The following is a 13,217-nucleotide window of genomic DNA, read 5'->3' as shown; positions in this document are numbered from 1 at the left end:
GTGCAGATGAGCGGAAGGTGAAGCACATCCCTTAGCCGCATGGCTTGCCTGCGGCAGCGATCTTGCGGACGCCACCAAGTCGGACTGCGACACGGTGAACGATGATTGTGCAGACGCCACCGCTGGCAAGCCGGTTCCTATAATGGGGTGCGCGTGTCGCTCGCCGCACACCCCATCGGCAATTGGAACCGGATCATCGCGCCGCCCAGTTCGGACGCCTCGGCGTAGAGGTTGCCTTTGTGGGCCTCGATCACCGAGCGGCAAATGGTCAGGCCCATGCCCAGGCCGCTGGTCTTGGTGGTGTAGAAGGCGTCGAAGATCTGTTGCCGGGCCTCGACCGGAATGCCGGGGCCATTGTCTTCGACGGACACTTGCACGCCGTCGCGCAGGGATTTTGAAGACACCCGCAGAACCCCGCCCGTCGAACGGTGGGCGCCCACCGCTTCCATGGCATTGGCGATCAGGTTGAACACCAACTGCTGGATCTGTACCGGGTCGGCGATGACCGGGTGCTCGGCGTGCAGCTCGATGTCGAGGGTGATGTTGTGATGCGACAGCGACGGGGTATGCAGCCGGGCAGCCTCAAGGATTACCTCGTTCACATCGACCGCTTGCGGCGCGGAGGTGGACTGTTTGGCCAGCGCCCGCAGCGCAGCGACGATCCCGGCCGCGCGCTCGCAGTCCTTGCGGATGTCACTCAGGCCATCGATCGCTTCATCGAGGTTGGGGGTGTCCCGCTGCAACCAGCGCACACATGCTGCGGCGTTGGACGCGATGGCCAGCAGCGGCTGGCAGATCTCATGGGCGATGGACACCGTCAGTTCACCCATGACTTTCAAATGGGCATTGCGTGCAGTTTCGGCTTGCGTGCAGGGCAGCGGTGTTGGGGCGGGCGCCGTGAGGCGGTTAGATCGAAGTTCCAGCACGCCCAGCCGCTGGGGGGCGCCGGGGGACAACAGCGGGACGATGGCGATGCCGCTGTGAGGATCGGGTGACAAGTGCCAGCTCGGCACGTCTGCCCGGGGTAACGGGGACATGTCGTGGTACTCACACCAAGGCTGGTCTGCAGCGCCGCCGGTTCCCGGAGAGCGCCTGGATGGACGTTCGTCTGGCATCACCCCCTCCGTGATCAAAGCGTCTCGTGTCGTTGGCGCTGAGTATACGCAGGGATGCACAGCGGTCATCGGCAGCGGGGCGCTTTGGCAGAATCGGGCACCCGGATGGCCGTCACAGACCCCTGTGACGGTTCACAGGGGTTGCTGAAACCGTTCATCATGTCAAAGGGCCGGCGTCAGACAACGCCGATTTTCCATTGCGCCGGAGGCGGCGTGCCGTTGACCGCGTAATCGCCGACGATCCGGTCCTTGTAGATGCGCGGGTTGTGCGAGGTCAGTGTGCGGGCGTTGCGCCAGAAGCGGTCCAGTCCCAGTGGGCGCAGCGTGGCCGACGCGCTCAGGGCATCGAACATGCGGGTGCTGGCGTCCAGAATCAGGTCGCTGACCACGGTCTGGGACTGGGCAATCTCCAGTTCGGCAATATCGACCGCTCGTTTCAATTGTTCGGCATCGCCGTTCAACCTGGCCTGATACGCCCGTTCCAGCGCCTCGGCGGTTTTCAGCACGATGGCTCCTGCGCTGTACGCCGCGGCCCGCAGGCTGCCGACCACTTGCAGGATTTGCGGGTCTTGCGCCACCCGCGGCGCGTTGCCGTTGCTGAAACTGCGGGTGCGGCCGGCGACCGCCGCCGCGACTTCACCGCTGAGCGCCCGGCCGATGCCCGCCAGGTTGGCCAAGTGGACAATCTGATACAGCGCCGGGGAATACTGGAACTTGTCCTCGACGCTGACGATGTTGCGGGCGTCCACCGCCACGCCGCGTACATGAGTCGTACCGCTGGCGGTCAGTCGCTGGCCGAAGCCATTCCAGTCATCCACCACCTCCACACCCTCGGCGTCGCGCCGCACAGTCACGAACACGCGCTTGTCATCGTGGTCGCTGACCGCCACGTCGATCCAGTCGCTGTACAGGCAGCCGGTGGTGTAGAACTTGTTGCCGTCGATGCGCCATTGCTCGCCGTCCAGATACAGCTTCGAGCTGAGGTGCGATTGCAGCGTAGCGCCCACCTCGCCAGTGGCCGGGCCTACGGTTTCACCGCGCACCAGACGCTCGAACCAGACGGTGCGCCGTGCTTCGTCGCGGCTGTTGAGCAGGTTTTCGGTGAAGCCGATGTGGCCGCGCAGGGCCTGCACCAGATTGGAGTCGGCCTCGCCCAGTTCGATCAGCAGGTTGGTCAGTTCCGGCAGGGTGATGCCACCGCCACCGTGTGCCTTGGGGACCCGCAGTGCGGTGAAGCCGGAGGCCTTGAGCAACTGCAGTTCCTCGAACGGCAGGCGGCGCTCCAGCTCGCGGCTGATGGCACCTTCGCGCAAGTGGGCGAACAACGGGCGAAAGCGTTCGGCCAGTTGCTCGTAACCTGCGCAGGGGCCTGCGCCCCAGGCCGCGTTGATTTGATGGGTCATGCTCAAGCTCTCTTTTCAAGTCGCCAATGGAAACAGGGATGTTCAGACGGTCAGGGGCTGGTCGCGCAGCAGCGTGGCCGGGTGCGCGGGACGCGGCAGGCCAAGGCGTTCGCGCAGGGTGTTGCCGGTCGGACCGTCCTGCGGCACCAGGCCCCGACGTTTCAGTTCCGGCAGGATCAGGGTGATGAAATCGTCCAGCCCTTCCGGGTAGGTCGGCGGCAGGATGTTGAAGCCATCGGCGCCGTAGCCTTCGAACCAGGCTTGCAGTTGGTCGACCACTTCTTCAGGCGAGCCGACCAGCGTCCAGTGCCCGCGTGCCCCCGCCAGACGCAGGTACAGCTCACGAATGCTCAGGCCCTCGGCGGCCAGTTGCAGAATCAACTGTTGACGGCTTTTCGAGGCATTGGTGGCGGGCAGGTCCTGAGGCAAAGGGCCGTCCAGCGGCAGGTGAGACAGGTCGACGCCGCCCAACAGACCCGACAGCAGGCTCAGGCCGACCTTCGGGTGCACCAGGTTTTGCAGTCGCTGATGTTTGGCGTGGGCTTGCGCCGAGGTCGGTGCGGTGAAGATGGTCACGCCCGGCAGGATCTTGATGTGCTCGGGTTTGCGGCCAAGGACGGCCGCGCGGGTTTTGATGTCGCTGTAGAACGCCTGCGCGTCGGCCAGACTTTGATGCGCGGCGAAGATCGCCTCGGCAGTGGCTGCGGCCAGTGCGCGACCATCCTCCGACGCTCCGGCCTGCACCAGCACCGGTCTGCCCTGTGGCGAGCGCAGCACGTTCAGCGGCCCGCGCACATGGAAATGCTCGCCGTGATGGTCGGCCAGGTGCAGTTTTTCACGGTCCAGAAACAGGCCCTTCTCCTTGTCCAGCAAGAGGGCATCGTCTTCCCAGCTGTCCCAGAGTTTGTTGACCACCTCATGGAATTCTCGCGCACGGCTGTAGCGGTCGGCGTGGGCCGGTTGGTCGCGCTCGGAGGCGCCGCCGAAGTTTTTGGCGGCATCCGGGTCGCTGCTGGTCACCAGGTTCCAGCCGACTCGACCGCCGCTGATCTGGTCCAGCGAGGCGAACTGGCGGGCCAGATTGAACGGCTCGCTGTAGCTTGTGCTTGCGGTCGCCACCAGACCAATGCGCGAGGTCACGGTGGCCAAGGCCGAGAGCAGGGTCAGGGGCTCGAAACTGAGGCTTGGCGCGATCACTCGGTCGAAGGTCGGCGCGTCGATGCCACGCACCGAGACGCTGTCGGCCAGAAACAGTGTGTCGAACCCGGCGGCTTCGGCCTTGCGTGCCAGATCGATGAAGTGATCGAGGCGGATACCGGCGTCGGCCTGCGAGCCGCTGTCGCGCCAGGCAGCGATGTGGTGCCCGGTGGCGCGCAGGAACAGGCCGAGTTTGAGAACTTCATTACGCTGCGTCATGAAAAGTGATGTCCTTAGTTGAGGAAGTGGAAAGTTGAACGTGACGATGGGGCACTAAAATGCAAGAGCGTTGAATGAATGGTTTGTCGCGAAAGAACGATTACTCGTGACTGCAAAGGGTATGCCGCGTGGTGGGTGAGTCGCGTTGTTAATGCATTCAACATTGAGGTGGCGTGCCTTCCAAGGCCCGTAACATGAGGGTTTTTCGCGTAAAAAGGGCTGTTCTGCTGAAGCGGTGTTGCTGGGGCAACACTTGAAAGTTAGTTGATTTAAAAGTGCTCTATGAATAGTTGAAAACGTTATAGCGATAACGAGTTGAATGATTGACGGGTCTTGAAGCAGGTGATTATTGTCCCCGCACTTTTATTGCGAAAAGACATGGCCCTATTAATTTGCCAAGTTTACGCATGGAATCATTTATCTTTCCGGGTCACTAAGGGCGCTCACCATGCAAGACCATCACAGCCGCAGGGCCTTCCTCAAACAGGTCGCGTTATTGGGCACGGCCGCCGCCGCCGGGTTGATGCTGCCAGGCTGCGACAAGAAGGAAAAAACCGCCAATGCCGCGCCCGCCGTGATCAAGAAACGCGCCGATCAGGTGGTGAGTTTCAAATACCCGGACAACCCGTCATTCGATCTGGTCTACCTGGCCGACTCGCTGGGCTATTTCGATGGTTCCCGTACGCGACCCAATTACATCGGCAAGATTGCCTCGCCACAGATCATTCCCCTGGTAGGGACTGGCGAAATCGACTTTGGCACGCGCATGGTGCCACTGGTGATTTCGGCGATCGCCAGCGGGCTGGACCTGAAAGTGGTGGCCGCCGGTGGCAAGACGCTTCAGGAAGCGCCGCACATGAAGTATTTCGTGCGCGCCGATTCGGGCATCTTCACGCCCAAGGACATGGAAGGCAAAACCGTGGGCTTCAACAGCTTTGGCGCCTGTGCCGAGTTCGTGACCAAAAAATACCTGCGTGAACATCAGGTGAACGTCGATTCGATCAACTGGGTGGTGGTGCCGGACAATCAGGGCGAACAGACCGTGCTCAGTCGCAACGTCGACATCGCGATCATCCACCCGCCCGCTTCGGGCGGCGCCGAGCACAACCCCGCACTGCGCAAACTCTGGAGCGATTACGACCTCGACAAAGGGCTGGGTGGCATGGCGCCGTACAGCGGCTATGGCAAGTTCATTCGCGAGAACCCCGAGGCCACCGAGGATTTCGTCGCGGCTATCGTCAAGGCCGCGAACTGGGTCAACGCCAACCCTGACGATGCACGCAAAATCGTCTCCCAACGCATCGGCACGCCGCTGGAACTCGTGGAGCGTTACGCCTATGTCGACGACCTGGTCATCACCGAACCGCCGATTCAGTACTACATCGACATCCTGGAGAGCGAGAAGAAGATCAAGCCGGGTGCCGTAGCCGTGAAGGATGTGTACACCAACCAGTTCAATGCGCGGGCCAAGGGGCAGGCGTAACCGCAGCAGCTCATAGACGATGCTTCCCCTTGTGGGAGTGAGCTTGCTCACGAAGAAAAGTGACCGGACGCCGCCACCGATGCGGATGTACCGGCTATTCGTGAGCAAGCTCACTCCCACAGCTCAGGCTGATGCAGACGAATTGGCGTTTACTTGAAGACCAACAGAGGCACCCGTGCACAAAATCTCTACATCCGGCCTGCACATGGAATACGAAGCGCAGAACGAAGATGGCCAGCGCGAGCGGGTCGAGGTACTCAAGGATTTCAACCTGCAGGTGCGTCAAGGCGAATTCCTGTCGATCCTCGGCCCCTCGGGTTGCGGTAAATCCACCTACCTGAACATCCTCGCAGGCCTGGCGCAGAAAACCGGCGGCACGCTGAACATCGACGGCCAGCCGCTGCAGGGCATCAACCGCAATCAAGGCGTGGTGTTTCAAGGGTATGCGTTGCTGCCGTGGCGCACCGTGCTCGACAACATCGCCGTAGGCCTTGAAATTCGTGGCGTCGGCAAGCACGAGCGGCGGGAGCGGGCGCGGGAATACCTGGACCTGGTGGGCCTGACCGGGTTCGGCTCGCGCTACCCCCATGAACTCTCCGGCGGCATGCGTCAGCGCGTGGCCATCGCCCGTTCGCTGGTGTACGAGCCTGATGTGCTGCTGATGGACGAACCCTTCGCCGCCCTCGATGCGCAAACCCGCGAGACCTTGCAGGACGAACTGCTGCGCATCTGGGATCTGCACAAGAAGACCATCGTGTTCATCACCCACAGCCTCGACGAAGCCATTTTCCTGTCGGACCGTGTGGCGGTGATGACACCGCGTCCGGGCCGCATCAAGGAGATCATCGACATCGATCTGCCACGGCCTCGATTGCCTCAACTGCGCAACAGCCACGCGTTCGTCCATTTGCGACAGCGGGCGTGGGCGTCGTTGCGTGAAGGCATGGGTGGCGACGTGCAAAGCCCGGCGGAAATCGAAGAACTCACTCGCCACGAAAGCTGGCAACAGATCACGCGCCGCAGCGGCCTTCGGGTGGGGGTATGAGCATGACGTCGACTGCGCTATGGCGTCAGACCCTGACCGTGCGTTGGGCCAAAGCCTCGCGTCGGGTGCTGGACAGCACACTGGGTATCGTCGGGTTTTTACTGTTGTGGGAAGCGCTGCCGCGACTGGGCATCGTCAACCCGGGCTACTTGAGTCCCCCTTCGGCGGTACTGGCCGCCATCGCCGACATGGCGGGCAATGGCGCGCTGGTCAAACATTTGCAGGCCAGCCTGATTCGCTCTCTGGCGGGTCTTGCGCTGGCTATTGTTCTGGGTATCTCGCTGGGCCTGTTGATGGGCTGGTTCGCGCGACTGGAGCGGATTCTCGACCCGTTGTTGCAGCTGTTCCGCCAGACCTCCGCACTGGCGCTGTTTCCGGTGTTCATCCTGTTCCTGGGCATTGGTGAAGGCTCGAAAATCGCGATCATTTTCTGGGCATCGTTCTGGCCGATCCTGCTGAGCACCATCAGCGGGGTGAAGCAGGTGGACACCCTGTTGATCAACTCGGCGCTGTCCATGGGGGCGAATCGACGCTTCCTGTTTCTCAAGATCGTGCTGCCGTCGGCCTCGCCGTCGATCTTTACCGGCGTACGGCTGGCGGGGGCGTACTGCATCACCGCGCTGGTGGCGGCGGAAATGATCGGCGCCCATTCGGGGCTGGGCTTCCTGACCCTCAACTCGCAAGAAGTGTTTCAGATCCCGAGCATGTACGCGGGGATCCTGTTGCTGGCGGTGGTGGGATTGTTGCTGAACTTCCTGCTTGCCTTGCTGGAGCGACGCTTCACCCGCTGGCGGCGTGGATTGAAACATGCAGGTTCGGCATGAGGCATGAATTGGCGGCAGCGTTCACAGGCGGCTGGATTCGTTGGAGTCTGGCCGGGGTGATTGGCGCGACCGCGGTGTGTGCGCTGTGGTTGATGCCGATGATCGACGGCGCCGAGCCGGTGCCGGGGCCGGTATTGGCGAAGGTGCAGGCCCGGCAGGTGTTGCGAGTGGGGATTCGCAGCTATCCACGGCCCACATACAGCACCGAGGCGCTGGTCTCGGAGCCGGATGAAATGGACAGCGAGCTGGCCACTGCCTTGGGCCGCTACCTGGGCGTCAAGGTGGAACTGACGGCCATCCCCGCACAGGACGTTGGGGGCTTTTTGCGCAAGGACGAGGTGGACGTGGTGATTGCGGGCAGTCTGGACCTTCCTGGTCTGGAGCGCCAGCGGGCTGCACTCAGTGACGTACCGCGAGCCTATGATCAGGGCGCGTTACTGAGTTTGCGCAACGCTGCGCAGGGGCCGATCAAAGGCCAGACCGTCTGCGTGGCCAATGGCAGTCCCTGGATTCATACGTTGCAGCTTCAGGGTGCGCAGCTTCAGACCTATGTGTCCGGTATCCGCGCCGCGACAGCCTTCATGGCGGGTGACTGTCAGTTGCTGGCCGACGAACGTACTGTGCTCACCAGCCTGTTGCAGACGCCTGACTGGCGTTTCTATCGTCTGCTGCCGCAGACCCTTGAGGCGGACAGCGGCGTGCGGGTTTACCTGGCTCAGCCTGATCCACAGAGCCTGCGCCTGCTGCAAGCCGGGTTGCGGGAATGGCAGGCCGAAGGCGGGCAGACCAAGGCCTGGGACCTGCACAGCAATGCGTTTCTGGTGGACAGCATGAAGATCAGCGACGGGTTGGTGTGTCACTGATCATCCGATTCATTCCCACGTAGAAAGCCGGGACAGGGACGTCCCTGTCTCGGCGCTATCGCCGCATCCTGCGGCTGAACCCACTCCGCGTCGCCTGCACGCGGCCTGCACCCAAGTCGCGATTGGCGGTGTCTGTGAGGGCGCGTCCCAAGATCAAGATCAACGGCAGTGGCAAAACTGCGAAGTGCAGACCGACGCTACCGCTTCGGCAATACCCAATCCTTGCGAATGAAATGACAGGTGTAGCCATTCGGAATGCGTTCCAGGTAGTCCTGGTGCTCCGGCTCGGCTTCCCAGAACGCGCCCGCCGGGCTGATCTCGGTCACCACCTTGCCAGGCCACAGCCCTGACGCATCGACATCTTTCACCGTGTCTTCGGCAATCGCTTTCTGCTCCTCGCTCAGATAGAAAATCGCAGACCGATAACTCAGGCCGATATCGTTGCCCTGACGATTGGCCGTGGACGGGTCGTGGATCTGGAAGAAAAACTCCAGAATCTTGCGGTAGGTGATCAGCTCAGGATCAAACACGATTTCGATCGCCTCGGCATGAGTACCGTGATTGCGATAGGTGGCATTTTCCACGTCACCGCCGGAGTACCCGACGCGGGTAGAGATCACACCGGGGTAGCGGCGCAGCAGGTCTTGCATGCCCCAGAAGCAGCCGCCAGCCAGCAGCGCGGTTTCGGTTCGAGTGGTCATGGTTCAGTGTTTCCTCTGGTTGAGTGAGGGCGCCGGCTCTCGCACCGCGCGCAATGTCTCTCAGATGGTGCTTCACAAGCCCGATTGCTACCCTGTGCCGCACTTTTTTTCGCAAGGGCAACGGAGCCTGTGTTCATGAGTATCAATCTGCAGATTCGCGACCTTGCCTACTTCATGAAAATCGCTGAACTCGGCCACTTGGGGCGGGCATCGGAAGCGCTGCACATCTCGCAGTCCGCCCTGTCCAAGTGCATCGACCGTCTGGAAGAGGCTTACGGCGCCGAGCTGTTCGAACGGGCAGGGCGCGGCATTCGCCTGACCAGCGCCGGGCAATTGCTCTGTGAACGCTCGCAGCAGGTGGAACGGGTGCTGGATGAAACGATGCGCCAGACCTCGTCCATGGGCAAGGGCCTGGCCGGGATCATCCGCATCGGCGCGGCGGCTACCACGGCAGAGTTCATGTTGCCCGCAGCCTGCCGCGTGTTGCAGGAGCAGGCGCCCGCCGTGTTGCTGGACATGCAGATCGGCATGAACGACGTGCTTCACGACTCCCTGCGCAAAGGCACGCTGGACATCGTGGTCGGCCCGTTGGGGACGCGGGATGAGGAGTTGACCGAACTGCCGATCATGGACGACGAAGTGGTGGTCGCGGCCAGTGCCGATCATCCGTTGGCCGGGCGTGAGGTGTCGATGCAGGCACTGTGTGAACAGCGCTGGATTCTGTCGCCGCCCTCGGTGGCCACGCGGCAATGGCTGGAGTCCGCGTTCAGAAATCAGGGCCTGCCTGCGCCGAACGTGGCGATTGTCTCCAGTTCGCTGGCGTCGATGCGCAACCTGATCAACGAAACCGGGTTGCTGAGCTTCATGTCCCGACGCAACCTGGCCAGCGGCACCGGCCTTGTGGAAGTGCGCAACGCCGCCACCACCATGCCCCGACGCTTTGGCATCGTGCATCGCGCCGACGCTTACCTGTCTCCGGCCACCCGGCGTTTCATCGAAATCCTGCAAGCGCAGGGTGTCTGACTCTTTCCTTGCAGGAATCATTCGTTGAATTTTCACCATTAGATTCAAACAATCCCTGTAGTGATACTGACGGCGCACTCCCGAAACCGGGAGGCATCACAATAAAAAGCCGGAGATCACGTCATGTTCCCTGCTGCCGCGCACCCCTCTGAAACTGTCCCCCCACCCTGTGAACACAGCGGCGTGACCGACGCTTTTTTGAATTCTGTTACCTGACTCGAAGCCTTCGCAGCGACCGCCGTTGCGGCGCTGCTGTGCTTCGTCATCACCCCACAGCTGAAGGCTTGACCCATGCCCCACACCATTCTCGTCACTGCGCCGAAGCTTGCGAGCGCAGGCCTGGACCTGCTCAACGCCGAAGACTGTCGCGTGCTGTTCATCGCGGCGGAGCGGGGGGCCGAAGACATCGAACGGATTCTGGCCAGTGAGCCGGTTGATGCGGTGATCTCACGCACGCTGGACCTGACAGCCAAGGCCATCGCCTCCTGCCCGACACTGAAAGTCATCTCCAAGCACGGCGTCGGTGTCAGCAACATCGATGTCGAGGCCGCCACTGCGCGGGGAATTCCGGTGTACGTGACGCCGGGGGCCAACGCGCAATCGGTCACCGAAATGACCCTGGCCCTGATGTTCGCCGCCGCCCGCCGGGTGAGCTGGATGGACCGGGAAATCCGCAGTGGCCGTTGGTCCCGCGCACAAGATGGCCTTGAACTGAGCGGACGCACGTTGGGGTTGGTCGGTTTCGGTCAGGTGGCACGGCGTGTTTCGGTCGCTTGCCAGGCCATTGGCATGTCGGTGCGGGTATTCGATCCGCTGTTGCCCGTTGACAGCGACCTGCAAGGCGCCGAACGCGTGGACTCGCTGGACGCTCTGTTACCACGCAGCCAAGTGCTGAGCCTGCACGTTCCGTTGACCGCCGAGACCCGCGGCTTCATCGGCGCCGAGCAACTGGCGCTGCTGCCCAAGGACGCGTTGTTGATCAACACCGCGCGGGGTGAGGTGGTCGATGAGCGCGCCTTGATCCAGGCCCTGCGCGAGCGTCGTGTGTACGCCGCAGGCCTGGACACCATGGCCGTCGAACCCTTGCCCGCCGACAGCGAATTGCTGGGGCTGGACAACGTCGTACTGACCCCCCACGTCGGCGGTTCGACCCCGGCGGCATTGGCTGGCATGGCCGCAGGCGCGGCGCGCAACGTGCTCGGCTACCTCAATGGCACGCCGGTGTCGGCCAGTGCTTGCGTCAATCCCCATGTTTTCCACAACTGATCAGGAGACCTCCATGAGCAGCACTCAAACCTGGCCTGTGGGCTATCGCATCAACCCGCGCGTCGAAGGTGTGTCCGCCGAATTGATCGAAGCGTTCCGCGCGATTCCTGTCGCGGTGGCAGGGGATTGTATGGGCCGTAGCATTGGTGCCCGTGGCCTGAAGATTTACCACGGCGATGTGTCACTGAAACTGTGTGGCCCAGCATTCACCGTCCGCGTCCGCCCGGGGGACAACTTGATGGTGCACAAGGCGCTGATGATGGTTCAGCCCGGTGACGTGCTGGTCATCGACGGCGGTGGGGACGTCAGCCAGGCCGTGATCGGCGGGCTGGTGCGCACAACGGCCCTGCGGGTGAAACTGGGCGGCATCGTCATCGACGGCGCCGTACGCGACCTCGAAGAACTGGCCGAGGGCATCGTCCCGGTGTTCGCCGCCGGCCATACCCATCGTGGGCCAAGCAAAGACGGCCCGGGGGAAATCAACGTGCCGATCGCCTGTGCCGGGCTGTGCGTGCTGCCGGGGGACCTGGTATTGGGCGATGCCGACGGGGTGATCGCGATTCCGGCTGCCGACGTCGAAGCGCTGTTGCCCAAGACCCTCGCGCACCTGGACCGCGAGGCGGGGATTCGCGAGACCAACGAGAAGGGGACGGCTGACCCGGAACGGTTTAACGCGCTGTTACGAGCGAAAGGTTTGCCGGTTTGATCTGACCGATGAGACGCGCTCAGCCCTCTCGGTTGGGCGCGGCACGCCTGTACAACTATAAAAAACAGGATTCGCCATGCTGATGCTACTGAGCTGCTTGATGTTGGCCTGCTTCATCTATTTCCTGATGAGCAAGCGCCTGTCGGCCCTGACGGCGCTGATACTGATTCCTACCGCGTTTGCCCTGATCGGCGGCTTCGAGGCCAACTTGGGCAAATACGTGATCGATGGCCTGAAAATGGTCGCGCCCAACGGCGTGCTGATGATTTTCGCCATGCTGTATTTCCTGACCATGACCGAAGCGGGGATGTTCGACCCGCTGGTGAGCAAGATCGTCAAAGCCGTGCGCGGCGATCCGGTGAGGATTTTCGTCGGCACCGTGCTCCTGGCGTTCATCGTTGCGCTGGATGGCGACGGCGCGACCATCTACATGATCGTGCTCTCGGCGTTTCTGCCGATCTACAAGCGCCTGGGCCTGTCGCTGCCGATGGTCTGCTGCCTGCTGTTGCAGGTCTCCGGGCTGGGCAACATGGTGCCATGGGGCGGACCGACCGCACGAGCGGCCACGGCGATGCACGTGGATGTGGGCGAGATGTTCGTGCCGATGCTGCCCGCCATGATCGCCTGCGCGATCTGGACCTTTGTGCTGGCCTGGCTGTTCGGCCGTCGTGAACGTGCGCGGCTGGGTGGCACCATCGACCTCAATGGCGATTTTGCCGAACACCGTGAGCATCGCGGCGAAGGCTGGCGCTTCTACTTCAACTGGGTGCTCACCGGGGCGTTGATTCTGGGGCTGTGCCTGGAAGTGTTCCCGCTGAGCTACCTGTTCATGATCGCCGCGTGCCTGGCGCTGGTGGTGAACTTCCCGTCGCTGAAGGATCAACAGGAACAACTGGCCTTGCACGCGCCGCCGATTCTGGCGGTGTCGAGTCTGATCTTCGCCGCGGGCGTGTTCACGGGCGTGTTATCCGGCACCGGTATGGCCAATGCGGTGGCAACCGGTCTGTTGCAGGTGATTCCGGCCAGTTTCGGGCCGTACATGGCCGTCATCACGGCCTTGCTGAGCATTCCAGTGACGTGGTTGGTCTCCAACGATGTGTTTTATTTCGGTATCCTCCCGATCCTCGCCGAGACCGCGCAACACCATGGCATTACGGCGATCGAAATGGCCCGGGCGTCGTTGATCGGCCAGCCGGTGCACATTTTGAGTCCCTTGGTGGCGTCGACCTACCTGGTGGTGAGCATGCTGAAACTCGATTACGCCGAGAATCAGCGGTTCACGATGAAATGGTCGGTCATCAACTGCTTCATCCTGTTGGCGGTGTCGCTGCTGACGGGGATCTTTCCTCTTTTTGTTCGATAAGGTTGCCCC

General features: G+C 62.2%; 12 protein-coding genes. 8 read left to right on the top strand and 4 right to left on the bottom strand.

Translation table 11 applies throughout. The annotated features are described in order from the left end of the window. Window positions 1-137 precede the first annotated feature (137 nt). The 3 genes from ACI2KB_RS22590 to ACI2KB_RS22580 all read right to left on the bottom strand — a co-directional run bounded on the left by ACI2KB_RS22590 (window position 138) and on the right by ACI2KB_RS22580 (window position 3,934). Window positions 138-1,037 carry a sensor histidine kinase gene (locus ACI2KB_RS22590; RefSeq protein WP_404638128.1) on the bottom strand — a complete coding sequence of 300 codons (900 nt, stop codon included), beginning with the start codon at window positions 1,035-1,037 and terminating at the stop codon, window positions 138-140. 254 nt (window positions 1,038-1,291) lie between these two features. Beyond that, window positions 1,292-2,518 (bottom strand): acyl-CoA dehydrogenase family protein, encoded by a 1,227-nt coding sequence (locus ACI2KB_RS22585; RefSeq protein WP_404638126.1) that lies wholly within the window; start codon window positions 2,516-2,518, stop codon window positions 1,292-1,294. Window positions 2,519-2,560: 42 nt separating this feature from the next. Next, the gene (locus ACI2KB_RS22580; protein WP_404638124.1) at window positions 2,561-3,934 is read right to left on the bottom strand and encodes an LLM class flavin-dependent oxidoreductase; all 1,374 of its coding nucleotides are present in this window, start codon (window positions 3,932-3,934) and stop codon (window positions 2,561-2,563) included. Between the two features lie 448 nt (window positions 3,935-4,382). Between ACI2KB_RS22580 and ACI2KB_RS22575 the strand changes: the two genes are divergently transcribed. The 4 genes from ACI2KB_RS22575 (at window position 4,383) to ACI2KB_RS22560 (ending at window position 8,149) form a co-directional block, all read left to right on the top strand. Beyond that, window positions 4,383-5,417, top strand: coding sequence for an ABC transporter substrate-binding protein (locus ACI2KB_RS22575; protein WP_404638122.1), 1,035 nt, complete (start codon window positions 4,383-4,385; stop codon window positions 5,415-5,417). 175 nt (window positions 5,418-5,592) lie between these two features. Continuing rightward, complete coding sequence (locus tag ACI2KB_RS22570) at window positions 5,593-6,462, top strand: ABC transporter ATP-binding protein (protein WP_404638120.1); 870 nt, start codon at window positions 5,593-5,595, stop codon at window positions 6,460-6,462. Beyond that, window positions 6,459-7,286, top strand: coding sequence for an ABC transporter permease (locus ACI2KB_RS22565; RefSeq protein WP_404638118.1), 828 nt, complete (start codon window positions 6,459-6,461; stop codon window positions 7,284-7,286). Before ACI2KB_RS22570 ends, ACI2KB_RS22565 begins: the two co-directional genes overlap by 4 nt. After that, entirely contained in the window at window positions 7,283-8,149 is an 867-nt protein-coding gene (locus tag ACI2KB_RS22560; protein WP_404638116.1) for an ABC transporter substrate-binding protein, read from the top strand. The genes ACI2KB_RS22565 and ACI2KB_RS22560 overlap by 4 nt, the downstream gene beginning before the upstream one ends. Before the next feature lie 197 nt (window positions 8,150-8,346). On the opposite strand, the gene msrA is transcribed toward ACI2KB_RS22560, so the two are convergent. Further along, window positions 8,347-8,850 carry a peptide-methionine (S)-S-oxide reductase MsrA gene (gene msrA / locus ACI2KB_RS22555; protein ID WP_404638114.1) on the bottom strand — a complete coding sequence of 168 codons (504 nt, stop codon included), beginning with the start codon at window positions 8,848-8,850 and terminating at the stop codon, window positions 8,347-8,349. A gap of 135 nt (window positions 8,851-8,985) precedes the next feature. Between msrA and ACI2KB_RS22550 the strand changes: the two genes are divergently transcribed. From ACI2KB_RS22550 to ACI2KB_RS22535, 4 genes are all read left to right on the top strand, one after another. Then, complete coding sequence (locus ACI2KB_RS22550; RefSeq protein ID WP_404638112.1) at window positions 8,986-9,873, top strand: LysR family transcriptional regulator; 888 nt, start codon at window positions 8,986-8,988, stop codon at window positions 9,871-9,873. Window positions 9,874-10,164: 291 nt separating this feature from the next. Then, a complete protein-coding gene (locus ACI2KB_RS22545; protein WP_404638110.1) occupies window positions 10,165-11,139 on the top strand; it encodes a hydroxyacid dehydrogenase in 975 nt (324 codons plus the stop codon). A 13-nt stretch (window positions 11,140-11,152) separates the two neighbouring features. Continuing rightward, the gene (locus tag ACI2KB_RS22540; RefSeq protein ID WP_404638108.1) at window positions 11,153-11,845 is read left to right on the top strand and encodes an RraA family protein; all 693 of its coding nucleotides are present in this window, start codon (window positions 11,153-11,155) and stop codon (window positions 11,843-11,845) included. 76 nt (window positions 11,846-11,921) lie between these two features. After that, window positions 11,922-13,208 (top strand): CitMHS family transporter, encoded by a 1,287-nt coding sequence (locus tag ACI2KB_RS22535; RefSeq protein WP_404638106.1) that lies wholly within the window; start codon window positions 11,922-11,924, stop codon window positions 13,206-13,208. Window positions 13,209-13,217 lie beyond the last annotated feature (9 nt).

Origin of the sequence: Pseudomonas sp. NPDC088444 (assembly GCF_044900175.1) — a bacterium.
Taxonomy (GTDB): Bacteria; Pseudomonadota; Gammaproteobacteria; order Pseudomonadales; family Pseudomonadaceae; genus Aquipseudomonas.
This window is presented reverse-complemented; position numbering and strand designations above follow the sequence as displayed.